The 24,022-nt window shown below is 56.4% G+C and carries 22 protein-coding genes; 13 read left to right on the top strand and 9 right to left on the bottom strand.

The features are described from left to right. Nucleotides 1–19 precede the first annotated feature (19 nt). Nucleotides 20–676, top strand: coding sequence for a carbonate dehydratase (gene can / locus AC6I8C_RS03415; protein ID WP_033784496.1), 657 nt, complete (start codon nt 20–22; stop codon nt 674–676). Between the two features lie 81 nt (nt 677–757). On the opposite strand, the gene hpt is transcribed toward can, so the two are convergent. Further along, on the bottom strand, nt 758–1,294 hold the full coding sequence (hpt, locus tag AC6I8C_RS03410; protein ID WP_013356810.1) for a hypoxanthine phosphoribosyltransferase: 537 nt from the start codon (nt 1,292–1,294) through the stop codon (nt 758–760). 235 nt (nt 1,295–1,529) lie between these two features. Between hpt and AC6I8C_RS03405 the strand changes: the two genes are divergently transcribed. Then, complete coding sequence (locus AC6I8C_RS03405) at nt 1,530–2,813, top strand: cystathionine gamma-synthase family protein (RefSeq protein ID WP_497821616.1); 1,284 nt, start codon at nt 1,530–1,532, stop codon at nt 2,811–2,813. Here the strand turns inward: AC6I8C_RS03405 and cueO are convergent, their stop codons facing one another. Beyond that, nucleotides 2,814–4,409 carry a multicopper oxidase CueO gene (gene cueO, locus AC6I8C_RS03400; RefSeq protein ID WP_497821615.1) on the bottom strand — a complete coding sequence of 532 codons (1,596 nt, stop codon included), beginning with the start codon at nt 4,407–4,409 and terminating at the stop codon, nt 2,814–2,816. It abuts the gene before it with no gap. A 181-nt stretch (nt 4,410–4,590) separates the two neighbouring features. On the opposite strand from cueO, the gene AC6I8C_RS03395 reads away from it, so the two are divergent. The 4 genes from AC6I8C_RS03395 to AC6I8C_RS03380 all read left to right on the top strand — a co-directional run bounded on the left by AC6I8C_RS03395 (nt 4,591) and on the right by AC6I8C_RS03380 (nt 8,209). Continuing rightward, the gene (locus AC6I8C_RS03395; protein ID WP_003854673.1) at nt 4,591–4,938 is read left to right on the top strand and encodes a YacC family pilotin-like protein; all 348 of its coding nucleotides are present in this window, start codon (nt 4,591–4,593) and stop codon (nt 4,936–4,938) included. 102 nt (nt 4,939–5,040) lie between these two features. Continuing rightward, nucleotides 5,041–5,904, top strand: coding sequence for a polyamine aminopropyltransferase (gene speE, locus AC6I8C_RS03390; protein WP_150010761.1), 864 nt, complete (start codon nt 5,041–5,043; stop codon nt 5,902–5,904). Nucleotides 5,905–5,932: 28 nt separating this feature from the next. Continuing rightward, nucleotides 5,933–6,742 (top strand): adenosylmethionine decarboxylase, encoded by an 810-nt coding sequence (gene speD / locus AC6I8C_RS03385; RefSeq protein WP_003854677.1) that lies wholly within the window; start codon nt 5,933–5,935, stop codon nt 6,740–6,742. 174 nt (nt 6,743–6,916) lie between these two features. Then, on the top strand, nt 6,917–8,209 hold the full coding sequence (locus tag AC6I8C_RS03380) for a glycoside hydrolase family 28 protein (protein ID WP_497821614.1): 1,293 nt from the start codon (nt 6,917–6,919) through the stop codon (nt 8,207–8,209). Nucleotides 8,210–8,289: 80 nt separating this feature from the next. On the opposite strand, the gene AC6I8C_RS03375 is transcribed toward AC6I8C_RS03380, so the two are convergent. From AC6I8C_RS03375 to dtnK, 3 genes are read right to left on the bottom strand one after another with little or no spacing between them, the layout of a single operon-like run. Then, nucleotides 8,290–9,054 carry a DeoR/GlpR family DNA-binding transcription regulator gene (locus AC6I8C_RS03375; RefSeq protein WP_150010765.1) on the bottom strand — a complete coding sequence of 255 codons (765 nt, stop codon included), beginning with the start codon at nt 9,052–9,054 and terminating at the stop codon, nt 8,290–8,292. Between the two features lie 6 nt (nt 9,055–9,060). After that, nucleotides 9,061–10,041 (bottom strand): D-threonate 4-phosphate dehydrogenase, encoded by a 981-nt coding sequence (locus tag AC6I8C_RS03370; protein ID WP_150010767.1) that lies wholly within the window; start codon nt 10,039–10,041, stop codon nt 9,061–9,063. Beyond that, on the bottom strand, nt 10,034–11,293 hold the full coding sequence (dtnK, locus tag AC6I8C_RS03365) for a D-threonate kinase (RefSeq protein ID WP_497821613.1): 1,260 nt from the start codon (nt 11,291–11,293) through the stop codon (nt 10,034–10,036). The genes AC6I8C_RS03370 and dtnK overlap by 8 nt, the downstream gene beginning before the upstream one ends. Before the next feature lie 187 nt (nt 11,294–11,480). Between dtnK and AC6I8C_RS03360 the strand changes: the two genes are divergently transcribed. From AC6I8C_RS03360 to AC6I8C_RS03340, 5 genes are all read left to right on the top strand, one after another. Continuing rightward, nucleotides 11,481–12,629 (top strand): iron-containing alcohol dehydrogenase, encoded by a 1,149-nt coding sequence (locus AC6I8C_RS03360; protein ID WP_497821612.1) that lies wholly within the window; start codon nt 11,481–11,483, stop codon nt 12,627–12,629. Nucleotides 12,630–12,640: 11 nt separating this feature from the next. Beyond that, nucleotides 12,641–13,525 (top strand): dihydrodipicolinate synthase family protein, encoded by an 885-nt coding sequence (locus tag AC6I8C_RS03355; protein ID WP_497821611.1) that lies wholly within the window; start codon nt 12,641–12,643, stop codon nt 13,523–13,525. 79 nt (nt 13,526–13,604) lie between these two features. Beyond that, complete coding sequence (locus tag AC6I8C_RS03350) at nt 13,605–15,020, top strand: sodium:solute symporter family protein (RefSeq protein ID WP_497821610.1); 1,416 nt, start codon at nt 13,605–13,607, stop codon at nt 15,018–15,020. Between the two features lies 1 nt (nt 15,021). Then, nucleotides 15,022–16,218, top strand: a complete 1,197-nt coding sequence (locus AC6I8C_RS03345) for a sialidase family protein (RefSeq protein ID WP_497821609.1) — start codon at nt 15,022–15,024, stop codon at nt 16,216–16,218. Nucleotides 16,219–16,226: 8 nt separating this feature from the next. Further along, on the top strand, nt 16,227–16,898 hold the full coding sequence (locus AC6I8C_RS03340; protein WP_497823303.1) for an SDR family NAD(P)-dependent oxidoreductase: 672 nt from the start codon (nt 16,227–16,229) through the stop codon (nt 16,896–16,898). A 48-nt stretch (nt 16,899–16,946) separates the two neighbouring features. On the opposite strand, the gene yacL is transcribed toward AC6I8C_RS03340, so the two are convergent. The 4 genes from yacL to AC6I8C_RS03320 all read right to left on the bottom strand — a co-directional run bounded on the left by yacL (nt 16,947) and on the right by AC6I8C_RS03320 (nt 21,990). Then, nucleotides 16,947–17,324: a protein YacL gene (gene yacL / locus AC6I8C_RS03335; RefSeq protein WP_013356797.1), complete on the bottom strand. Its 378-nt coding sequence runs from the start codon at nt 17,322–17,324 to the stop codon at nt 16,947–16,949. Nucleotides 17,325–17,513: 189 nt separating this feature from the next. Then, nucleotides 17,514–20,111 (bottom strand): bifunctional aconitate hydratase 2/2-methylisocitrate dehydratase, encoded by a 2,598-nt coding sequence (gene acnB / locus AC6I8C_RS03330; RefSeq protein ID WP_497821608.1) that lies wholly within the window; start codon nt 20,109–20,111, stop codon nt 17,514–17,516. A 424-nt stretch (nt 20,112–20,535) separates the two neighbouring features. Next, nucleotides 20,536–21,393, bottom strand: a complete 858-nt coding sequence (locus AC6I8C_RS03325; RefSeq protein ID WP_497821607.1) for an MBL fold metallo-hydrolase — start codon at nt 21,391–21,393, stop codon at nt 20,536–20,538. 87 nt (nt 21,394–21,480) lie between these two features. Continuing rightward, nucleotides 21,481–21,990, bottom strand: coding sequence for a phenolic acid decarboxylase (locus AC6I8C_RS03320; protein WP_497821606.1), 510 nt, complete (start codon nt 21,988–21,990; stop codon nt 21,481–21,483). Between the two features lie 105 nt (nt 21,991–22,095). Between AC6I8C_RS03320 and AC6I8C_RS03315 the strand changes: the two genes are divergently transcribed. Together AC6I8C_RS03315 and AC6I8C_RS03310 are read left to right on the top strand one after the other, a co-directional pair. After that, entirely contained in the window at nt 22,096–22,995 is a 900-nt protein-coding gene (locus tag AC6I8C_RS03315) for a LysR family transcriptional regulator (RefSeq protein WP_497821605.1), read from the top strand. 142 nt (nt 22,996–23,137) lie between these two features. Beyond that, nucleotides 23,138–23,773 carry a hypothetical protein gene (locus tag AC6I8C_RS03310; protein ID WP_497821604.1) on the top strand — a complete coding sequence of 212 codons (636 nt, stop codon included), beginning with the start codon at nt 23,138–23,140 and terminating at the stop codon, nt 23,771–23,773. Nucleotides 23,774–24,022 lie beyond the last annotated feature (249 nt).

The raw sequence follows: 24,022 nt of genomic DNA, 5'->3' as shown, positions 1-24,022 counted from the left end.
TAACCGGTCGCTCAACGCCATGACAGACATCAATACCCTGATCAGAAACAACCGCGAATGGTCAAAACTACTGGTTGAAGAAGATCCCAGCTTTTTTGAGCGGCTCGCCCAGGCACAAAAACCGCGCTTCCTGTGGATTGGCTGTTCTGACAGCCGTGTCCCTGCCGAGCGCCTGACCGGACTGGAACCGGGCGAGCTCTTCGTTCACCGCAACGTTGCCAATCTGGTGATCCACACCGATCTGAACTGTCTGTCCGTGGTGCAGTACGCTATCGAAGTGCTGGAAGTGGAACACGTTATCGTATGCGGCCACTACGGCTGCGGCGGCGTGCAGGCGGCGATGGATAACCCGGAGCTCGGGTTAATCGACAACTGGCTGCTGCACATCCGCGACCTCTGGTACAAGCATAGCGTGTTGCTGGGGGAACTCCCGCCGGATAAGCGCCTGGACAAGCTGTGCGAAATCAACGTTATTGAACAGGTCTATAACCTGGGGCACTCGACCGTTCTGCAATCTGCCTGGAAACGTGGCAAGGATGTCTCCCTGCACGGCTGGGTTTACGGCATTCAGGATGGCTGTCTGCGTAACCTGGATGTCACGGCAAACAGCCGGGAAATCCTTGAACAGCGCTATCGTCACGGCATTGCTAATCTGCAGATGAACGGCGAGGCCTGAGCCGATCGCGGCGTAAAGCGCGACATAGCCTACACCAGGCATCGGGTGCAGGCCTTGGAAGAATGTGCGGTCAGAGCAGTATCAGGATTCCAGCGGCACCACTTTGCCGATGTAAGGCAGATGGCGATAGTGCTGAGCGTAGTCGATACCAAAGCCCACCACGAACTCATCCGGAATGGCAAAGCCGACATACTCGACATTGACTTCAACTTCACGGCGCTCTGGCTTATCCAGCAGGGTACAGATCGCCAGTGATTTTGGCTGACGCAGCTGCAGAATCTCACGCACTTTGCTCAGGGTGTTACCGGAGTCGATGATATCTTCAACGATCAGCACATCCTTGCCACGAATGTCTTCATCCAGATCTTTCAGGATTTTCACATCACGCGTGCTGGACATGCCGCTGCCGTAACTGGACGCCGTCATAAAGTCGACTTCATGCGGCACATCAATGGCGCGACAGAGATCAGCCATGAACATGAATGAGCCGCGCAGCAGCCCCACCAGCACCATATCGCTGCCGCTGTCGCGGTAGTGCTCGTTAATCTCTTTGCCCAGTTCAGCGATGCGCGTGGCGATTGCCTCTTCAGGGATCATCACTTCAACAGTGTGTTTCATTGCGTTCAGCCCGGTTACGTCAGAAAAGCCCCGAAGTCTACCACAGACGCAGCCATGAGGGCTGCGCCGGCTCCTGAGCAAACGATTACGTCGTGAAAATTATTACCTGAGGTCGGCGGCTGACTGAAATGCGCATTACCTTAGAACATTCTGGCATTTACCAGCATGATTCGCTGCGTGGTAGCCTTTATCCAACATATCGTTACCCTACTCGCGCCGCTGGCCGGAGATCACAATGACTTCATCATCAAGCAAAAAGACGCATATCGGCGACAGGCCGCTGCACCCCGAAACCCAGATGCTGAACTATGGCTATGATCCCCGCCTCTCTGAAGGTGCGGTGAAGCCGCCGGTGTTTCTGACTTCAACCTTTGTTTTTAACAGCGCTGAAGAGGGACGGGACTTCTTTGATTACGTCTCTGGACGTCGTGAGCCGCCGGAAGGTAAATCGAGCGGGCTGGTCTACTCCCGCTTTAACCATCCTAACAGCGAAATTGTTGAAGACCGGCTGGCGGTTTATGAGCAGGCGGAGAGCTGTTCGCTCTTCTCTTCCGGTATGGCCGCCATCTCCACGGCCCTGCTGACGTTTGCCCGTCCGGGCGAGGTGATCCTGCACTCCCAGCCGCTGTATGGCGGCACCGAAACGCTGCTCAGCAAAACACTGCACAATCTGGATATTAAAGCGGTTGGTTTCAGCGACGGGAATGATGAAGTCAAAGTGCGTGAAGCCGCTCAGCAGGCGATGGCCCAGGGCCGGGTGGCGGTGATCCTGATTGAAACACCCGCAAATCCTACCAACAGCCTGGTCAATATCCGCCTGATGGCGCGCATCGCCGATGAGATTGACCAGCAGCAGGGTTCACGACCGATTATCGCCTGTGACAATACCCTGCTCGGCCCGCTGTTCCAGCAGCCGCTGACGCTAGGCGCGGATCTGTCGCTCTACTCGCTGACCAAATATGTGGGGGGTCACTCAGACCTGATTGCGGGCGCGGCGATGGGCAGTAAAGCGCTGATGGCGAAAGTTCGCGCCCTGCGCAGCGCCATCGGCACGCAGCTGGACCCGCACTCAAGCTGGATGCTCAGCCGCTCGCTGGAAACGCTGTCGCTGCGAATGGAGAAAGCCTTTCACAATGCCGAAGCGGTCGCGGCGTTTCTGCGCGATCACCCGAAAGTGGCGAAGCTGCACTGGCTGCCCTATCTGGATGCGGAGAGCGCCGAAGGGAAAACGTATCGCGAACAGTGCAGCGGCGCAGGTTCGACCTTCTCATTTGATATCGTCGGCGATCAGCCCGCTGCGTTCCGTTTTCTCAATGCGTTGTCGCTGTTTAAACAGGCGGTGAGCCTGGGCGGAACCGAGTCGCTGGCCAGCCATCCTGGCAGCACCACCCACTCCGGCGTGCCGCAGGCGGTGCGTCAGCGTATTGGTATCACGGACGCCACGGTGCGGCTGTCGATTGGCATCGAGAACGCCGGTGACCTGATTGAAGACATCAGGCTGGCGCTGGATCAGGCGTAATCAGCTCACGGTAAAGCCCAGCATCATGCCGGTGTCTTCATGCTCCAGCAGATGACAGTGGGCCATATAAGCGTGTTCAGCGGCAGCGACATAGTTGAAGCGCACCAGCACTTCACTGCGCCAGCCGTCGACATTCACCATATCTTTCCAGCCCTGCCGATGCGGGGCGGGCGGTTTGCCGTTCTCGGAGAGAATGCGGAACTGAGTGCCGTGAATATGGAACGGATGCAGCATGGCGTCACCTTCCCCTGAAATCGTCCACTTCTCATAGTCACCCAGCTTCACCGCAAATGACGGCTTCGTCATATCAAAGGCCTGGCCGTTGATCTTATTGCCGTTGCGGAAATCGTAACCCGCGGGCTTCGCCTTGCCGTGCATGCTGTGATCCATCCCTTCCATGTTTTCCATTGGCGGCATCGGCTCGGCAGCCGTTTTCTCTGGCATCGAATGATGACCGCCCTTGCCCATCGCTTTCTCGCCGTAGCGCTGCATTAACGCCTGCATCCCCTGCTGGTCCAGCTGCGGGTCCATCATCAGCTGCAGCCAGCGTGTCGTCAGTCCGTCGGTGGCGGGAAGCGCAGGCAGCGTCGCCAGCTTATCCGGCAGCGTGGCGCTGGCCATCACCCGCAGCGGCAGGATCTGTACCAGCGGCAGCGGCTGGTCAAACGGCGGTAGCGTCATGCCCATCTGATCCGTCGGCAGCGTCACCAGATCAAACGCTTTACCGTCAGAAGTATCGATCATCACCTCAAAACGCTCGCCCGGCAGGATCGGCAGTGCGTCGAGCTTCACCGGCTCAGCCAGCAGGCCACCCTCGCTGGCGATCACATAAAGAGGACGTTTATCACTGGCGGCAACGTGCAGCGAACGGGCATTACAGCCGTTCAGCAGACGCAGACGCAGCCAGCCGCGCGGCACCGCATGCTGCGGATACTGCACGCCGTTGGTCAGCATCATGTCGCCAAACCAGCCCACGGCCGCGCGCATTACGTCGAGCTGATAATCGATAAGGCGCCCATCTTTGGTCAGTTGCTTATCCTGGAAAATCAGTGGCACATCATCCACGCCCCACTGCGTCGGCAGGCGCAGCGTGCCGCTCTCCTTATCTTCCAGCAGAATCAGTCCCGCGAGTCCCTGTGCGACCTGATGCCCGGTTTTGCCATGCAGATGCGGATGATACCAGCAGGTGGCAGCGGGCTGGTCAGGGGTAAAAGAGACCTGACGCGAAGCACCAGGCGCAATCACTGCCTGCGGACCGCCATCTACCGCGCCGGGAATTTCCAGACCGTGCCAGTGCAGGGTAGTCGCTTCGCTGAGCCGGTTATGGATATTCACCGTCACCGGTTTGCCACTCTGCAACTTCAGCACCGGTCCCAGCAGGCTGCCGTTATAGCCCCAGGTCGGCACGGCTTTGCCGTTCCACTGCGTGGTGCCCTGCATCGCGATAAGGCTGTAGCTGCCCCTGGCATCCGCTTCCAGCAGTGACGGAATCGGCAGCAGCGGACGGGTGGCTGCCATCAGCGAACGGCTCCAGAGCGGCAGGGCTCCGGCTGCACTCAGTGCGGCGGTGAGTTTCAGGAAGTGGCGACGTTGCATGGTGATCATCCTTGTGGCATCAGAGCGCACAGCCTAAACCCTGACCTTATGGGAAGGTCAAGTGTTAGCCGTGAGAATCTGATGAAAAAAAGCGGTGCAGCGGCTCACAGCGCCAAATTAATCGAAAACCTGAGAATAACTGTGCTAACGTCATGAGCAATATCCATTGAAGAGAACGACTATGAAGCAAAGTATCAGGATCCTGCTGCTGACGGGACTCCTTGGCTTCTCCTCCACCAGTTTTGCCCTGAGCGAATCCGAAGCGGAAGATCTGGCCGATCTCACGGCGGTTTTCGTCTATCTGAAAAATGATTGTGGCTATCAGGATTTACCGGACGCACAGATTCGCAAAGCACTGGTCTTTTTTGCTCAGCAGAACCGCTGGGATTTAAGCAACTACAGCAACTACAACATGAAAGCGCTGGGTGAAGACAGCTATCGCGATCTCAGCGGCATCGCCATCACCAACGACAAAAAGTGCAAGTCACTGGCCCGCGATTCACTGAGCCTGCTGGCCTACGTCAGGTAATTACTCTGCCCTCTGGTGTCGGACATTGACCGTGCAACCACGGTCAGTGTTAGCTATCATGTGCCGCCCATCTTCATGGCGATGTCATCAGAGGAGAGCACCATGGCCCACAATGAAACGTGGTATGAAACCCTTCATGCCGGTTTTGGCCAGTATTTCACGGTCGATAAAGAGCTGTACCGTGAGAAGACTGCGCATCAGGATTTAATCATTTTCGAAAATGCCGCGATGGGGCGCGTAATGGCGCTGGACGGCGTGGTACAGACCACCGAACGCGACGAATTTATCTATCATGAAATGATGACCCACGTTCCGCTGCTGGCGCACGGCGCGGCGAAGAGCGTCCTGATCATCGGCGGCGGTGACGGCGCCATGCTGCGTGAAGTGTCACGTCATCCGGAAATCGAAAAGATTACCATGGTGGAAATCGATGCAGGTGTAGTGACCTTTTGTCGCCAGTATCTGCCGAACCACAGCGCAGGCGCCTATGACGATCCGCGCTTTACGCTGGTGATCGATGACGGGGTTAACTTCGTTAATCAGACGCAGGAAAAGTTCGATGTCATTATTTCCGACTGCACCGATCCGATTGGTCCGGGCGAGAGTCTGTTTACCTCCGAATTTTATGCCGGCTGCAAAGCGGCCCTTAATGAAGATGGCATCTTCGTGGCGCAGAATGGCGTCTGCTTCCTGCAGCAGGATGAGGCCGTAAACAGCCATCGCAAGCTGGGCCATTACTTTGCGGATGTCAGTTTCTATCAGGCGGCGATTCCGACCTATTACGGCGGTATCATGACCTTTGCCTGGGCGAGTGATAATCCGGCGCTGCGCCAGCTCGATACCGCCACCCTGCAGGCGCGTTTCGAGGCCGCTGGCCTGACCTGCCGTTACTACACACCAGCGATCCATACCGGCAGCTTTGCCCTGCCGCAATATCTGTTAAATGCGCTATCGGCCGCGTGCTGACAGTGCATTTTTAAGGGGGTGAACGAAATTGCAAAAGCTAAAACTACATGGCTTCAACAACCTGACGAAAAGCCTGAGTTTTTGTATTTACGATATCTGCTATGCGAATACTGAAGCTGAACGCGATGGTTATATCGCCTACATTGATGAACAATATAACGCCAACCGTCTGACGGAAATCCTGACCGAAACCTGCTCCATTATCGGGGCTAACGTGCTTAATATTGCACGCCAGGATTATGAACCGCAGGGGGCCAGCGTCACGATTCTGGTCAGCGAAGAGCCTATCGATCCCAAAGATATCGATAACTCCGAGCATCCAGGCCCGCTGCCCAACTCGGTGGTGGCGCATCTGGATAAAAGCCATATCTGCGTGCACACCTATCCGGAAAGCCACCCTGAAGGCGGGCTCTGCACCTTCCGTGCGGACATTGAAGTCTCAACCTGTGGCGTGATCTCACCGCTCAAGGCGCTGAACTACCTGATCCACCAGCTGGAGTCAGACATCGTTACCGTCGATTACCGGGTGCGCGGTTTTACCCGTGACGTGAAAGGGATGAAGCACTTTATCGATCACGAGATCAATTCGATTCAGAACTTCATGTCTGACGATATGAAAGCGATGTATGACATGGTGGATGTGAATGTTTATCAGGAGAACATCTTCCACACCAAGATGTTGCTGAAAGAGTTTGACCTGAAGCACTACCTGTTTAACACCCGCCCGGAAGATCTCAGCCCACAGGAGCACAAACGCATCACCGACCTGCTGTGGAAAGAGATGCGTGAGATCTACTACGGCAGAAATATCCCCTCAGTGGGCCTGAAGACCCTCTGATGATCCGGCGCGCAGCGTGACACCCCATAACCTGCGCGTCTCTTCCCGCTTATCCCTACCACCTTTCATCACGGTAACCGCCGGTATTCCCTGATCGCCAGCAATAATTTGCCTGCCAGAGCGTGCTACTTTCAGCGCTGAACGCTTATTTCTTCATCTACTACAGGCAAAAAAATGGCAAGAATTAACATTATTGATTTCGCTGCCGTCCCGGACGCCACCTCACTTTCCACTCAGGCGATACAGCGCGCGATTGATAGCGCATCAGCAGGCGACACGGTGCTGATCCCGGCGGGCCGCTTTCTGACCGGCGCGCTGTTTCTGAAAAGTGAGATGACGCTGGAGCTGGCGAAAGATGCCGTGCTGCTCGGCAGCCAGCGGCTGGAGGATTACCCGGACATCGTTACCCGCGTCGCGGGGATTGATATGGTCTGGCCCGCGGCGATGCTTAACATTAATCATTGCCGCAACGTCACTGTCTGCGGCAGCGGCACGCTCGACGGACAGGGTGCCGTCTGGTGGCATAAATTCTGGGGCGACGACGAAAACAGCGGGATGCTGGCGGACTATACCCGTCGCGGCCTGCGCTGGGTGGTGGATTACGACTGCAAGCGTCCACGTAACGTGGTGGTTTATCAGAGTGAATGCGTGACGCTGGAGGACTTTACCTCACAGGATTCCGGCTTCTGGAACCTGCACGTCTGCTATTCGAAACAGGTGAATCTGCAGCGGCTGCGTGTGATGAACGCCACCGGACCCAGCACCGACGGCATTGATATTGATTCCAGCCAGTTGGTTCGCGTTGAAGGCTGTACGGTCTCCTGCAATGACGACAATATCTGCGTGAAATCGGGTCGCGGCGCGGAAGCACAGCAGCTCGGCAGAACCGCACGCGATATCATTATTCGCGACTGCACCCTGCTGAAAGGTTCGGGCATTACCCTGGGCAGTGAAACCTCTGGCGGTATCGAAAATGTCATCATCGAACACAACCGTTTCTCCGGCACGGGTGTCGGCTTTCGCATCAAGTCCGCCCGTAATCGCGGCGGCTGGATCAAAAACATCGTGGTCCGCCATCTGAAGATGGAAGATGTCTGTTATCCGTTTATGTTGCAACTGAACTGGTTCCCGCAATACAGCTACAGCGAGCAGACCGCCGACACCGAACAGCCGCCACACTGGCGTAAGCTGGCATCAGGCGTCACAGGTGATGCTGGTCTGACGCGGGTTGAGAATATCAGCATCAGTCATATCCGCAGCAGCCTGACTGAGCCTGCGACATTTTCCCGCGCCTTTTTTATTGAAGGCACGCCGGAAAATCCGATTGAACGGCTGAGTTTCAGCGATATCACGCTGCAGGCGCAGGAGTTTGGCAAAATAGCGGGCGTAACGAATCTGAGTTTTGAACGGGTTACGGTAGACGCGCCGGCAATGACGCGCGAAGAGCATGACGCCTACGCGCGTTAACGGCGACTGCAGAAGATAAACGCGCAGTGCTGCTCTCACCCTGCTTTACGATAAGGTCAGAGAAGCACGGCGCGTTCAGTTCAGGCAGAGGTCAGCGCCAGCGTAATACCGCGCTCGCGCAGCGTGCGGCAGACCTCTTCATCTAACCGGCTGTCGGTCACTACATCGGTAAGGTCATCCACCGGTGAGGCGCAGAACAGCGACCAGGAGCCATATTTACTGCTGTCCGCCAGCAGAACCCGGCGCGCCGCATTGGCCAGCAGGTCATGTTTCAGCCCCGCTTTCTCTTCAGTCGGCGTGGTAATGCCGCGCTCAAGGCTCCATGAGTTACAGCTGACAAACGCAATATCGGGATTGATGCTTCGCAGCAAACGGCGTCCATGCTCGCCCACACAGGACTGACTGGAGTCGTCGATCCGCCCGCCAATAATGGTCACTTCAATCTGCTTAAATTCTGACAGAAACAGCGCAATGTGCAGGTCGGCGGTAATGACCCGCAGCGGCAGATGCGTGAGCTGCCGCGCCAGCTCGAGCATAGTCGTACCGGCATCCAGCACCACCGCGTCCCCCGCCCGGACAAAGCTGGCAGCGCACCCGGCGATCGCCTGCTTCTCGGCCAGGTTCCGCTGCATTTTCTCCAGCGTGGTCGGCTGGGCAGGAATGAAACGATTCAGGGTGACGCCGCCATGACTGCGGCTGATTACGCCCTCTTTATCCAGCTTAATTAAATCACGTCGAATCGTGGCGGGTGAGGCGGAAATCGCACTGACCAGTTGCTCAACAGTCACCAGATTATGGCTTTTCAGGTAATCCATAATCTGGTCAAGACGGCTCTGTCCCTTCATATTTCCCTATGCGAGCTGCATCGCGAGTTTAATTGAGATCGCCATGCTGTCAGACTTCGCTTTACCTGTCCAGGCGATATCAAATGCCGTGCCGTGGTCAGCAGAGGTGCGGATAAACGGCAGGCCTGCAGTGATGTTCACGCCATCATAGAAACCCAGCAGTTTAAGCGGGATATGCCCCTGATCGTGGTACATCGCCACCACCATGTCATAGCGTCCATCCTGGCACTGCAGGAACACCGTGTCCGGCGGGCAAGGCCCGGAGACATCAATCCCCTGCGCTTTCATCGCCTCAATCGCGGGAGCAACGGTGGTGATCTCTTCATCGCCAAACAGCCCGTTCTCACCGGCGTGCGGATTGACACCCGCGACGGCGATACGCGGGGCGCTGTAACCGACACGACGCAGGAAGGTGTCCGCCATACCAATCACCGTTTTGATGCGGGTCTGGTTCAATGTGTCGAGGAACTTACGCAGCGCAATGTGGGTCGTGACATGAATCACCTTAAGCTTATCGGTATAGAGCACCATGGCGTAATCTTTGGTGTCGGTAAGGTGCGCCAGCAGTTCAGTGTGACCCGGATAGAGATGGCCCGCCGCATGCATCGCCTCTTTATTTAGCGGCGCGGTAGCCATCGCATGCACTTCACCGGCCAGTGCCAGTTCGGTGGCACGCTTCACGCAGCGCCACGCCAGATCCCCCGCCTCTTTCTGCACCACGCCAGGTTTCAGCGCATCGGGATCGGCCAGCGGCTCATCGATCACATTGATAATACCGGGCGCAAACCGCGCATCGGCTACCCGATCCAGCACCCGCAGCTCGGCCTGTGGGGTGATGTTCATCGCCATAATGCGGCGCAGCGTACTGGCACAGCCAATCACCACGGCAGGGATGCCATTCAGCTCACCTTCAGAGAGCGCTTTGATGATGATTTCCGGGCTGATGCCCGCCGGATCGCCCATGGTGATCGCAATAATTTTACTCACTCGACTTCTCCTCAATAAAACCAATGGCTGCTACCAGGGTATTTTCATCACCAAAGCCACCCGCTTTGGTCATCACCGGCAGAGTAAATTCACTGTTAAGCAGAATCCCGTGCGGCACACAGCCCGCCACCAGACCCTGAATTTTAAAGCCGCTGGCCCCCAGCGCCTGAGCAACGGCTATCGCCACGTCGCCGCCTGACAGATAGAGCGCATGCGGCAGCTGTGTCTGGCACAGACTCAGGGTCATTTCGCCCAGCAGCTGGCAGATCGCCTCGCCCAGCTGCTGGCGCGTCACGCGGTGCTGCTGGCAGAGATCCTCGATCTCGTGCCGCTGGGATGCATGCTGGCAGGTGCGGATCACCGTGTGGCGACCGGAACGCAGGGCAGCAACCGCCTGTTCACTCCAGCGATGACGCTCAGGCCAGGCGGGCTGCTGAAACAGCTGACGAATATCAACATCCACGATCTCAACCGCGTGCTGGTTAAGCAGCGTGGCGATCTGCTGCTCTGCCTGACGACTCATCGAGCCCACCACCGCCAACACGGGCCGCGACGGGCGAACTGAGAGCGCAGCGCCCAGCGCATCGCTTAATCCGGCCGCCCCCACCAGCAGGGGCGTCTCACTCAGCCGCGACGCAGCGCTTATCAGTCGCGCCAGGTCGGCCTCCGTTTCGGCATCCACCACCACGACGCCGTGTGCTGCGGCTAACACGGCATCCAGCCGATCGCTGCGCAGCGTCGCGAGATCGATCTCCGTGCCGTCGACCTGCATCTGATCGAGAATGCGGGCGCTGAGGATCGGGGTTTTGGGATCGCTGGCAAATTCGGTATCCGTCAGTAACCGCTGATTGACCCACACGCTGCCCTCACGTGTGGTGCGTCCCAGACGCGGCAAGGCCGGTGCCACCAGCGCCAGCCTTTTGCCGCTGGCGCGCAGTGCCGCCACCGTTTCGGCCCCGACATTGCCGCGCAGCGTGGAGTCGATCTTTTTAAACAGCCAGCCCTGCTGAAGCTGTGCCGCGTAATGCTGCACCACCTGCGTAACATGCTCTGCGGCCTGAGTGGCGCTGGCAGCCCGGCTGTCGGTGCTGATCACCAGCACATCCGCTGCTTCGTCTGGCATCGATGCTCCGGTGCCGAACAGCACATGTACACGGGCTCCGGCCTGTGCCAGCCCGCTACCTGCATCGTTGGCACCGGTAAAGTCATCGGCGATGACCAGCACCGGGGTTTTCCATACTGATACGCCCATCCTCACTCCTGTCAGGCTATTGCCGCTTCATTTGATTATATTCAATCATGATTGATTATATGTGAGCAAGTTCAAATTAATCGAAATCGATATGCCTTATAAAATTAGCCACAGAGAGTGACTGACATCGCATTGCGCTGAGCAAAATTAATCATCTGCTCAGTCATGACAGAAAAAAGGGTATGAAATGAACATTAACAGCACGGTGATTAGCGGTTATCAGGCGTTAAACGACATGCGCTATCTGCTGAGTGGCGTAACGACAGCGATAGTGGTGACTGACCGGAACATTGAAGCGATTCCGGCGGTTCAGGCGCTGATGGGGCAACTCCGGGATCAGATTCCGCGTATCAGTGTGGTCAACAGCGTGCCGCCCGAGCCGAGCCAGCATGATGTGGCCGCGATTATAGAAACGCTCTCGCAGCGCCAGGCCGACATGGTGATTGGCATCGGCGGTGGCAGCGTGCTGGATGTGGCGAAGCTGCTGTCAGTGCTGTGCATCGACGGCGCACCGTCGCTGGACGCCCTGCTGGCAGGCGAGAAACCGCAGCGCCGCACCCGTTCAATGCTCATCCCGACCACTGCCGGCACCGGTTCAGAAGCGACCCCGAATGCGATTCTGGCGATCCCGGAGAAAGAGACCAAAGTCGGCATTATTTCACCGGTGATGCTGCCCGATGTGGTGGCGCTGGTGCCGGAACTCACCACCAGCATGCCGCCGCACATCGCCTCGTCTACCGGCATTGATGCCCTGTGTCACCTGATCGAGTGTTTCACCGCCAACGTGGCTAACCCGGTCAGCGACAACTATGCGCTGATTGGGATGAAGAAGCTGTTCGCGAATCTCGAAACGACGCTGCGCGAGCCGGAGAATCTGCAGGCACGGCTGGAGATGCTCTGGGCCTCTTATTATGGCGGCGCATCGATTGCCCATGCAGGGACGCATCTGGTGCATGCGATGTCCTATCCGCTTGGCGGCAAATATCACCTGCCACACGGCGTTGCTAACGCCATTCTGCTGGCCCCCTGCATGCGCTTTGTCCGTCCGGCCGCGGTGAGCAAATTCGCTCAGGCCTATGACCTGCTGCCCGACGCCGACGTCCGTTTAAGCGATGAAGAGAAATCACACGCGCTGGTCGACTACTTCACCGCGCTGGTTGCGCGGCTGCAGTTGCCTGCCAGCCTGGAAGCACTGGGCATCGGCCCGGATCACCTGCCTTATTTAGTGGAAGCGGCACTCGACGTGCAGCGCCTGATGAAAAACGTGCCGATGGCGGTCACCGCCGACGATGTGCGCGCAGTCTATCTGACGCTATTCCCTTCCTGCCAGGCGTAATGAGGATTGTCATGAATAAGAAAATCAACGGCGTACTGACCGCCATCGTCACCACCTTCGATCGTGAAGGTGCCTTTGATCCGGTGAGACAGCGTGAGCAGGTCAGACGCCAGATCAACGCCGGAAACGGCATCTTCTGTGGCGGCACCAACGGTGAATTCTTTGTGCTGAATGAGCAGGAGAAGATTGCCGTCACCACCACCTGCGTCGATGAAGTCAACGGTCGGGCACCTGTGGTGGCACACATCGGCGAGATTTCGACCCGTGAAACGATCCGGCTCGGCAAACAGATTGCCCGCCTGGGTGTGGATGCCGTCTCGGCGATCACCCCATGGTTTGTGCCGCTGAAACAGCAGGAGCTGATCGACCACTATCAGCGCGTAGCGGACGCGCTGACGGTGCCGCTGTTCCTCTACAACATTCCGGCGCGTACCGGCAATACCCTGCAGCCGGAGACCGTTCGTACGCTGGCCGCGCACCCGAACATCATCGGCATTAAAGACTCCGCAGGCAGCTATGAAAGTCTGAGCGGATTTCTGCAGGCCACCGCCGACTGTGAGGGCTTTGATGTGCTGAACGGCCCGGACTCGCTGATTCATCAGGGATTCGTTGATGGCTGCTCCGCCTCTATTTCCGGGCTGGCAAACGTGGCACCGGAGGCGATTAACGCCATCTGGGCGCGCTTCAGTACCGGTGACATTGCCGGTTCGCATCAGGCACAGGAGAACGTCACCGGCCTGCGCACCGCGCTGTACAGCATCGGTTTCTCACCGGCCGCCGTGAAAAAAGCGGTCAGCCTGCAGGGCTTTGAGGTGGGTGAAAGCCGCTATGCGGTGCAGTTCAGCGCCGACGAGCAGCAACAGATCCGTCAAATCGTGAACCACTACCTGCAATAACGTCCATCGCCTTTGTACCCTATCGGTCAGATGAGAACGAACCTGATGGTCGCCATCTGCCAGAACAATCGAGGTCATGATGAAAGCATTTTCAACTGAGAGCACCTTACTGATCGTCGGCATGGTGGTCGCCTATATCCTGTTCACCACCTGGCTGACCTGGCGGCTGCGCAGTAAAACCAGCGGCGACTTCATGGAAGGCTCGCGCGCCATGCCCGCCTTTATCGTCGGCATTATGCTGATGTCAGAGTATATCGGGGCAAAATCGACCATTGGTACGGCACAGGCAGCCTTTGAGGATGGCTTCGCCGCCTCCTGGTCGGTCATCGGTGCCGCGATAGGTTTTCCGCTGTTTGGCCTGATTCTGGTCAAACGCATTTATAACACCGGGAAGATCACTATCTCTGGAGCCATCGCCGAGAAATATGGCAGCTCAACCAAAAACATTATCTCGCTAATCATGATCTATGCGCTGCTGCTGGTAAACGTCGGGAACTACATCAGTGGTGCGGCGGCGATCTCCACCGTGCTGAAGATCAACCTGACGCAGGCGGCCTTTATCACGGCGGTGGTCAGTACCTTCTACTTTGCGTTTGGCGGCATGAAAGGCGTTGCATGGGTTACGCTTCTGCACAGCGCCATCAAGTATATGGGGATCCTGATCATCCTCTATGTGGCACTGAAGATGACCGGCGGCGTGTCCCCAATGATCGAGAAAATGCCGGCGTTCTACTGGACGTGGGATGGTCACGTCGGGGCCAGTACCATTGTTGCCTGGCTGATCGGGACCGTGGGATCGATCTTCTGTACGCAGTTTGTGATCCAGGCGATCTCATCCACCAAAGATGTGAAGTCAGCGAAGCGTGCCACTTGGGTCGCCTTCATCTTCTGCCTGCCGATCGGTCTGGCGATGGCGCTGATTGGCGTGGCGGCGAAGTTTGCGCATCCCGATATCAAGAGCCTCTATGCGCTGCCAGTGTTTCTGCAGGATATGTCACCGTGGCTGGCGGGTATCGTCACCACCTCGCTGGTGGCCTCGATTTTCGTCAGCGTCGGCACCGTTGCGCTGGCCATCGCCTCGCTGGTGGTAAAAGACTTTTACGTGCCCTGGCGTAACCCTACGCCGGAGCGCGAATTTAAAGTGACGCGCTGGATCTCCATTGGCATCGGCTTCTTCCCGCTGCTGTTTGTCCTGTTCTTCCCGGAAGTGCTGAAGCTCTCCTTCTTTACCCGCGCGATTCGCCTGTCGATCACCGTGGTGGCGATCATGGCGTTCTATCTGCCTTGGTTTAAGAGCACGCGCGGTGCCAACGCCGGTCTGATTGGGGCCTGCGTGGTCACGTCCGTCTGGTTCCTGATGGGTAATCCGTTCGGTATCGACAATATGTATGTGGCGCTGATTACGCCGGCCATCATTATGGTGGTTGACCGCTGTATCCCGTCACGCCAGTCTCAGCCTCAACCGCAACACAATGCACAAAATAGTGGAGCCTAATATGACTCAGGAAACCGTCACCGCAGAACGCACCGGCCTGGTTTCGCCGCACCCGCAGGATAGCGCTCAGCAGATTGCGATGCTGCCCTCCTCCTGCCCGCAAAACCATGCGGCTAACCTGCTGCCGCTGCCCGATGGCGATCTGCTTTGCGTCTGGTTTGGTGGCACGCAGGAAGGGATTGCCGATATTTCGGTCTGGTGTTCCCGGCTGTCAAAAGGCAGCGATCGCTGGAGTGACGCGCAGAAGCTTTCTGACGATCCGGGTCGCTCAGAACAGAACCCGGTGCTGTTTCTCGATCCCGAGCAGATACTGTGGCTGCTCTGGACGGCGCAGAAATCGGGCAATCAGGACACTGCAATCGTGCGCTATCGCCAGTCTCACGATATGGGCAAAAGCTGGGGCGAGATCAAAACCCTGCTGGATAAGCCCGGCACCTTTATTCGTCAGCCGATTGTCGTGCTGCCTAACGGCAACTGGTTACTGCCGGTGTTCTACTGCCTGACGCAGCCCGGCGAAAAGTGGGTCGGCAGCTATGACGTCAGCGCGGTAAAAATCTCAGAAGATAAAGGCCAGAGCTGGCGCGACGTCAGCGTGCCTGACAGCACCGGCTGCGTTCATATGAACGTCACCCTGTTGGATGATGGCTCGCTGCTGGCACTCTACCGCAGCCGCTGGGCCGACCACATCTACCAGAGCCGCTCGTTTGATCAGGGGGAAAGCTGGAGTGCGCCTGAGCCGCTGTCGCTGCCCAACAATAACTCGTCCATTCAGGTCACGACGCTGCGCAACGGTCATCTGGCGCTGGTGTTCAATGCCATGAGCGCCGAAGGGGCCAGCGAGCGCCGGTTGTCGCTGTATGACGAAATTGAAGATGAGGAAGAAGACGGTGACGTTGCGGTTGCCGCCGAGCCGGTAGTGCACAGCGGGCGAACCGCCTTCTGGGGCGCGCCACGTGCGCCAATGACGCTGGCTATCTCAACGGATGGCGGCAAAAGCTGGCCGCTGCAGCGCAATCTGGACGAGGGCGATGGCTACTGCATGACCAATAACTCTCAGCAGAAGTTAAACCGTGAGTTCTCTTACCCCAGTATCAAACAGGGTGTGAATGGCGAACTGCATATCGCTTACACCTGGTATCGCCAGGCGATCAAGTATGTGCGGGTCGGGGAGTCCTGGGTGCAGGGAGGTGATGCGTGATTGAAAAGATGGCGCTGGTGACCGGAGCCAGTTCCGGCATCGGCCAGGCGATTGTGGATCGCCTGCTGGATAAGGGCTGGCAGGTGATTGGCCTGAGCCGCTCGGCGATAAACCGGGCAGACACGGGCTGGCAGAGCCATCAGATCGACATCAGCGACAGCGCGGCATTGCAGGCTTTACTGGACAAACTGCCGGTGCCGCAGGCGGTGATCCATGCTGCGGGAATGATGCAGGCCGCGCCGCTTGGGGAGCTGGATCTGAACGCCAGCACACGGCTGTGGCAATTGCATGTTGTCGCTGCTGAACAGCTGGCCAATCATTTTGCGCCCCGGATGAGTGCGGGCGGCCGAATCGTGCTGCTGGGTAGTCGCACGTCAGGCGGTGCGGCGGGCCGCAGTCAGTATGTGGCCACCAAATCGGCGATGATCGGCATGGTGCGCAGCTGGGCGGCAGAGCTGGCACCGCGCGGCATTACAGCCAATATCGTGGCGCCTGGAGCAACCGAAACGCCGATGCTGCAACAGCCGGACCGCGCCAGTTCACCGCCGCGCTTGCCGCCAATCGGGCGCTATATTCAGCCGCAGGAAGTGGCCGGACTGGTCGGGTTCCTGCTTTCGCCTGCGGCCGCGGCGATCACCGGTCAGCAGTTGGTGATGTGCGGCGGTGCGTCGCTGAGTTAATGAACAGGCCGGGCGACTCGGGTGGCCCGGCCTGTATCAGCGTAAAAATTACCGTACGGGTTTACCGTACTGGTTTACAAACTGGCGATAAGCGGCGATCACCAGCTGAAAATCTTCAATACCGCAGAAGGAGAGGCTCTCTTCGTCGTAGTAGTTCATCCCCTCTTCCATCCCGTCATCTTCCAGTGCCAGCAGATTAGCGCGAATCATCACCTCTTCCTCATCCAGCAGGATGGTGTACTCGCTGCCGATGCGCTGCCACTGACGCACGCTGCCTTTGACGTCTTCGATTGCGGCTTCCACTTCATCCAGCAATCCTGGATCGTTTTTCACCTCTTCGTTGAACCAGTGGCCGACCGCTTCATGATCCATCGACATACGAACCTTAATCTGTCCGGTCACATCGCGTAAAAATTCATATTCCATCGCCCGTTCCTCTTAACGTCATCGCGTCACTCAATGAGTGTCAGCGCTGCCTGCGCGGCATAGTGTGACACGTCGCGCATTATTACAGGCTGTCTGGCGAAATCCAGCTTTTGATCGAACCGCCCTCAATGCACAGGCGTAAAAAAGGGGCGAATCATCGCCCCTTAGTCATAACTGGCAGGTGAAGAATCAGACCGCGGTCTGGAAAATCACGCCGTCAGCTTTGTCGGTGTACTGCGCCAGCTGGTCGAAGTTGAGATAGCGATAGGTGTCGCTGGCCGTTTTATCGACCTGCGCCATAAATTGCTGATACTCATCCGGCGTTGGCAGACGGCCTAACAGTGAAGCCACTGCCGCCAGCTCTGCAGATGCCAGGTAGACGTTAGCGCCGGTACCCAGACGGTTCGGGAAGTTACGGGTCGAGGTAGAAACCACCGTCGAACCATCAGCCACACGGGCCTGGTTACCCATACAGAGTGAACAGCCCGGGATCTCGATACGCGCACCGCTTTTGCCGAATACGCTGTAGTAGCCCTCTTCGGTCAGCTGTGCCGCATCCATCTTGGTTGGCGGAGCCACCCACAGACGGGTTGGCAGCTGGCCTTTATGGCTATCCAGCAGTTTACCGGCGGCACGGAAGTGACCAATGTTGGTCATGCACGAGCCGATAAACACTTCGTCAATCTTCTCGCCCTGAACGTCAGAGAGCAGACGGGCATCGTCCGGATCGTTTGGCGCACAGAGGATCGGCTCTTTGATGTCAGCCAGATCGATTTCGATCACGGCGGCATATTCAGCATCCGCATCCGGCTCAAGCAGCTGAGGATCGGCCAGCCATTTCTCCATGCTTTCAACGCGACGCTCCAGCGTACGACGATCGCCGTAGCCTTCTGCGATCATCCACTTCAGCAGCACGATGTTGGAGTTCAGGTATTCGATAATCGGCGCTTTATCCAGCTTGATGGTACAGCCCGCAGCGGAGCGCTCGGCTGACGCATCGGATAGTTCAAACGCCTGCTCGACTTTCAGATCCGGCAGACCTTCAATCTCAAGGATGCGGCCAGAGAAGATGTTTTTCTTACCTTTCTTCTCAACGGTCAGCAGACCCTGTTTGATGGCATACAGCGGAATGGCGTGAACCAGATCACGCAGAGTAATGCCTGGCTCCATCTTACCTTTGAAGCGCACCAGTACCGATTCCGGCATGTCGAGCGGCATAACGCCCGTCGCTGCCGCAAACGCCACCAGGCCTGAACCCGCCGGGAAAGAGATGCCGATTGGGAAACGGGTATGGGAGTCACCGCCGGTTCCTACGGTATCCGGCAGCAGCATACGGTTCAGCCAGCTATGAATAATGCCGTCGCCCGGACGCAGTGAGACACCGCCACGGTTCATAATGAAGTCTGGCAGCGTGTGGTGCGTGTTCACATCCACCGGCTTAGGATAGGCGGCGGTGTGACAGAAGGACTGCATCACCAGATCGGTCGAGAAGCCCAGGCAAGCCAGATCTTTCAGCTCGTCACGGGTCATCGGACCGGTGGTATCCTGCGAGCCAACCGAGGTCATCTTCGGTTCGCAATAGGCACCCGGACGAATACCGGCGACGCCACAGGCACGGCCAACCATTTTCTGCGCCAGGGAGAAACCACGGGTGCTCTCCGCGACATCTTTCGCCTGACGGAACACGGTGCTGTGAGGCAGACCCAGCGATTCGCGCGCTTTGGTGGTCAGGCCGCGACCGATGATCAGCGGAATACGGCCACCGGCACGCACTTCGTCAATCAGCACTTCGGTTTTGAGTTCGAAGCTGGCCAGCAGTTCGTTGGTTTCGTGGTTGCGGACTTCGCCTTTGAACGGATAGATGTCGATAACATCGCCCATGTTCAGGGCATTAACGTCCACTTCAATCGGCAGTGCGCCCGCATCTTCCATGGTGTTGAAGAAGATGGGTGCAATTTTGCTGCCCAGCACCACGCCGCCGCCTTTTTTATTCGGCACGTTCGGGATGTCGTCGCCCATAAACCACAGCACCGAGTTGGTGGCGGATTTACGTGAAGAACCGGTTCCGACCACATCACCGACATAGGCCAGCGGGAAGCCTTTGGACTTGAGTGCTTCGATCTGTTTGATCGGGCCAATATTGCCCGCTTCATCCGGCTCAATGCCTTCACGGGCATTTTTCAGCATCGCCAGGGCGTGCAGTGGGATGTCCGGGCGTGACCATGCATCCGGGGCCGGAGAAAGGTCGTCAGTGTTGGTTTCGCCAGTGACTTTGAACACCGTAACGGTGATTTTCTCAGCCAGCTCAGGGCGTGCCAGATACCACTCCGCATCGGCCCAGGACTGCATCACCTGCTTCGCGTATTCATTACCCGCTTTCGCTTTTTCTTCGACATCATAGAAGTTGTCGAACATCAGCAGCGTGTGTGAAAGGGCTTTCGCCGCGATGGGCGCCAGTTTGCTATCGTCCAGCGCTTCAATCAGCGGATGAATATTGTAACCGCCCTGCATGGTGCCGAGCAGTTCAACCGCTTTTTCAGGAGATATCAGAGGAGAGGTTGCTTCGCCTTTGGCGACAGCCGCCAGGAAACCGGCTTTGACATACGCCGCTTCATCGACGCCAGGTGGGACTCGGTTGACCAATAAATCGGTCAGAAATTCTTCTTCACCCGCAGGTGGATTTTTCAGCAGTTCAACCAGCGCGGCCATCTGGGAAGCCTCTAAAGGCTTAGGTACAATTCCCTGGGCAGCACGCTCGGCAACGTGCTTACGGTATTCTTCTAGCACGACGTTATCCTCGCTCTCATTATGTAGGGCTTTCCGACCACCTTGCTCACTTATGGAGAACACACTTCCCTTTCTCGTCCAGGTTGAGGTGCCCGGTTTCGCGGAGGGCAGAATAGCAGGATTTCGTCTGTTTGTTAATCTGTTTACAAAAATACAACATAATCCACTGCGCCCATTCTGCCCGTTTATGCGCCCGCATCAGCCTGCTCAGTCAGCTGATTGGGTCTCTCAGCAGATTACCGCATTCCACTGCAATGGCAGCATCATGACGTCAGCTTTGCCACGAGTTTAACGAAATGATTCAGTGAAATAGATAACTGGCAGGAATAGAAACGGCAGGCATCTGGCATACAGCGGAGGGTGATTCAGAAGGTGATTAACACCAGGCCGGAGATCAGCCTGGTGCTCTTCTCGCGTCAGAGGATTACAGCGTGGTTTTCATTTCCCGCAGTGATACCGGCCAGTCACCCGGCCAGACGGAGTGATCTTTCAGAATTCGCGCACTGTAGTCGAGACAGATTTTCACCGGCAGGTTGGGATAGATTCGCTCCATCTCCTGCACCAGCTCTTCACTGTTTTTGACCTTATGCAGCGTCCTGATGAAATCTTTGATATAGGTGCGGGTAAAGCCAATCGCTGATGGGCTGAAGGTTGGCGTGGTTCGTGAATGGCCTGGGATCAGCACTTCCGACTCCAGTGCTTCCAGCTTGTCCAGGCTTTCCATCCATTTCGCCATGCGCTCCGGCGTACGCATATCGGCAATCCAGACATGTGCATCAGCGAAGACCACATCGGAAGCGATCAGCGTTTTTGTCGAGGGGATCCAGAGTGGTGTCACGCGGATGCAATCGCCGCTGAGATCGCTCAGAATTTTAATCTCCTGCCCTTCCAGCCAGATCGTATCCTCTTCCAGTTCAGTAATCGGAAACTTAGTGCGGGCACCATTCTCTTTTAATACCTGCTTACCCCAGTAATCAATTTTGAAATCAAAGGCGTCATTAACGTCTTCGGCGACCTGCTTATAGGAGAAGATTTCGGCATCGGGAAAGACAGATTTAATCACTTCAAGACCCATGAAATGATCGGGATGCAGGTGGGTAATAAAAATGCGTTTCAGGTCCAGACCGGTTTCGATAATTTCAGCGACTAATCGATGCGCATTCGACAGCGTGAACTGGGCGTCGACTAACATCGCCTCTTTCTCACCCATGATGATGGTGGAACTGACACCGAAACCGTCGTGCTGGTCACTGCTGATAAAAACCTTCGTCGATAAATCCATTTTTTCGTCCTCATACGTTACACATCAGAAGCTACAAGTCATAAATAGCTAAGCAGAAGAGGTCATCATGACCTCTTCTGTTCACTCTTAATTTTTCAGGTTTTCCGGAAAATTGGCGGGCAGCTGATCAGGCGGGCAGTCAATCACGCTTTCATTATTTTCACCGACATCGCGGATTACGGTCAGCGTCGCGAACTCATCAATCACTTCGGTTGGATAAGCCGGACCCGCTTCGCGGAATTTCGCCATCTCTTCCAGATGCTCATTCTGGAAGCAGACGGTTTTTTCCGGATTGTTCATGACCCAGCGTGGGAAGAAGATGGTGCCGTGGAAAATTTTATCCGCCAGATTAACGGCCAGGCTGACATCAGTGCCGGTTGGTTCAGTCCAGGAGACTTTATAGACATCCTGCGCCAGGCGAACCACATAAACATGCTGATTTTTAACCCAGCGATTGCCGACCATACCACTGTGAATGCGATAGTCGATGGTGCTGGCATTTTTAATGTAGAGCTCGTAGTTCCAGCCGTTGTCATAGGTGTAAACCAGATGTTTGCCAACGATGCCAGACAGGTCATGTTTATCAAAAGTGCTCATGATTAATTCCTCATTTGTTTTCCTTGAGGTGATTATTGCGCGTTACAAAAGCGATGAATAACGCTATTTTTAGCACTAAATCATTCATTTTTTAGATGGGTTACCATGTACAAAACAACGCTGGAACAGTGGTATCTGCTCGACGCCGTCGTAAAGGAAGGGAGTTTTGCGCTGGCAGCGGAGAAGAATAATCGTAGCCAGTCCTCATTGAGCTATCAGTTGAGTCTGCTTCAACAACGGCTCGACATGGAACTGCTGGAGCAGGTGGGACGCCGTGCCGTCCTGAGTGCAGCAGGACATCAGTTACTTGCACAGGTGCGTCCACTGCTGGAAGGATTTAGCGCGCTTGAAGCTAAGGCCAGTGCCCTGCGACGGGGTGAACGTTCGCGCATTGATTTAATGGTGGATGCTACCTTTCCAAAACCTCTGCTGTTTGATGTGCTCAATATATTTCAGCAACGCTATCCACATGTGCGCATCTGGTTCAGCGAAATTGTCCGTAGCGAAACCCCAGACAGGCTGGCGGAACAACAGGCCGATCTCTGGCTGGTGGCGCAATATGGCGCTGAGCCATTGGCTGGCGAAAGCCTGATGAGCGTCGATTTCGTTGCCGTCGCCCATCGCGATCACCCGCTGCACAGTGAACCTGCCCCGCTTAATGCTGCCACACTGGCGCGCTGGCCCTGCATTACCATTCTGGATCGCCAGCAACAGCAACAGTCAGAGGTGAGTGGCGATCAGGCAGAAAACTGGTCATTCACTACCCTGTCGGCAGCGATTGAAGCGGTCCAGCACCAGCTAGGCTATGGCTGGCTGCCGGAACAGAACATTGCCGGGCTTTTAAAGAGCGGTGAACTCCGTCCCCTGCCGTTGCTTCAGGGCCGCCGGCGCAGTAGTACGCTGGTGATGTACATCAATGAAGAGAGGCTGCCCGGCAACAGCGCCATTGCTGAACTGGCGCAGATGTTTGTTGAACGGGTGGCGGCGTGGGAGGTGCGCCGCTGAACGTAAATCGAAGGGCACGCACACAGCAGCTCTTTCTGGCCGCTCGCTCCTTATAACCCCGCTATTTCGCTAGCTCTCATCATTTCCTTTCGCTAAACTGCGGGGCTGGATTCCTCCCAGCATAAATTGCGCAGAGTAACCCATGCCCCGCAAATTCAAGCCTTTCACCTCCCTTTCCCGCCGCCACCGTCGCACGCGTGTTCAGCACATCAAAAATCTTATCCATCACGAGCGTGGGCGCTGCGGTGGGTTACATTACGATGATTGTGATTCTGAAAACGCAGAGGCTATTGCGGCGGGCTGGGTCTGGACCTGGAGTGATGTTCTTTTCCTGGATGATCAAGATCCCACCATCTATTGGAACGCCGAGATCGTTACTGCTGATGTGGCTCGCATGGATATCATCGAAAACCGGGTACTCAATGAGGCCACTGCAATGCTTGACCAGACCCAACTGGAGGATGAATTCCGTTTAGAGACAGTGTCCAACTATGACGCGAAAGGAAAGATTGTCAGCTATAAGCAGGTAAAGCGCACCCGCGTTGCTTATCCCCAGTTCGGCGGGATGACATATCATGATTACATTAACAAGCGTGTGGGAGAGATTCTCCGCGACACCCCACCCGTAATCACCCCTGGTCATCGCATCCAGCATGGCTATCGTAGTGGTATTGGTCTGCAAATTATCGTCGCAGAGTCAGAGCTGACGCGTGAAGTCATCGACAATGCCATCCGCACATTCCTGGCAGGTAACATGCCTTCTCTTAAATCTATATAGCCGTTCTGATGCCCCACCTCCCCTGCCGGGCTTTTTGACAAACCGCCTCGCACGTCAGGGGTTAACGGCTTACTGGCATTGCTAGTCCGGCAGCACAAAGGCTGAATATCAGTAATATTGAAGTGCGATTCCGGGCGATTTGCTCTCGGTCTAACGTGTCTGTCAGAGGAATGAATGGCAGAATCTACTGACGCTTATGATCAAAATGACAGACCAAAAAAAAGCCCCCATAGCGGGAGCTTTCTCTTT

It is taken from the genome of Pantoea sp. X-Soil-YNGN-844, from assembly GCF_059730595.1.
Note: the sequence above shows the minus strand (reverse complement) of the source record. Positions and strands in the feature narration are given on the sequence as shown.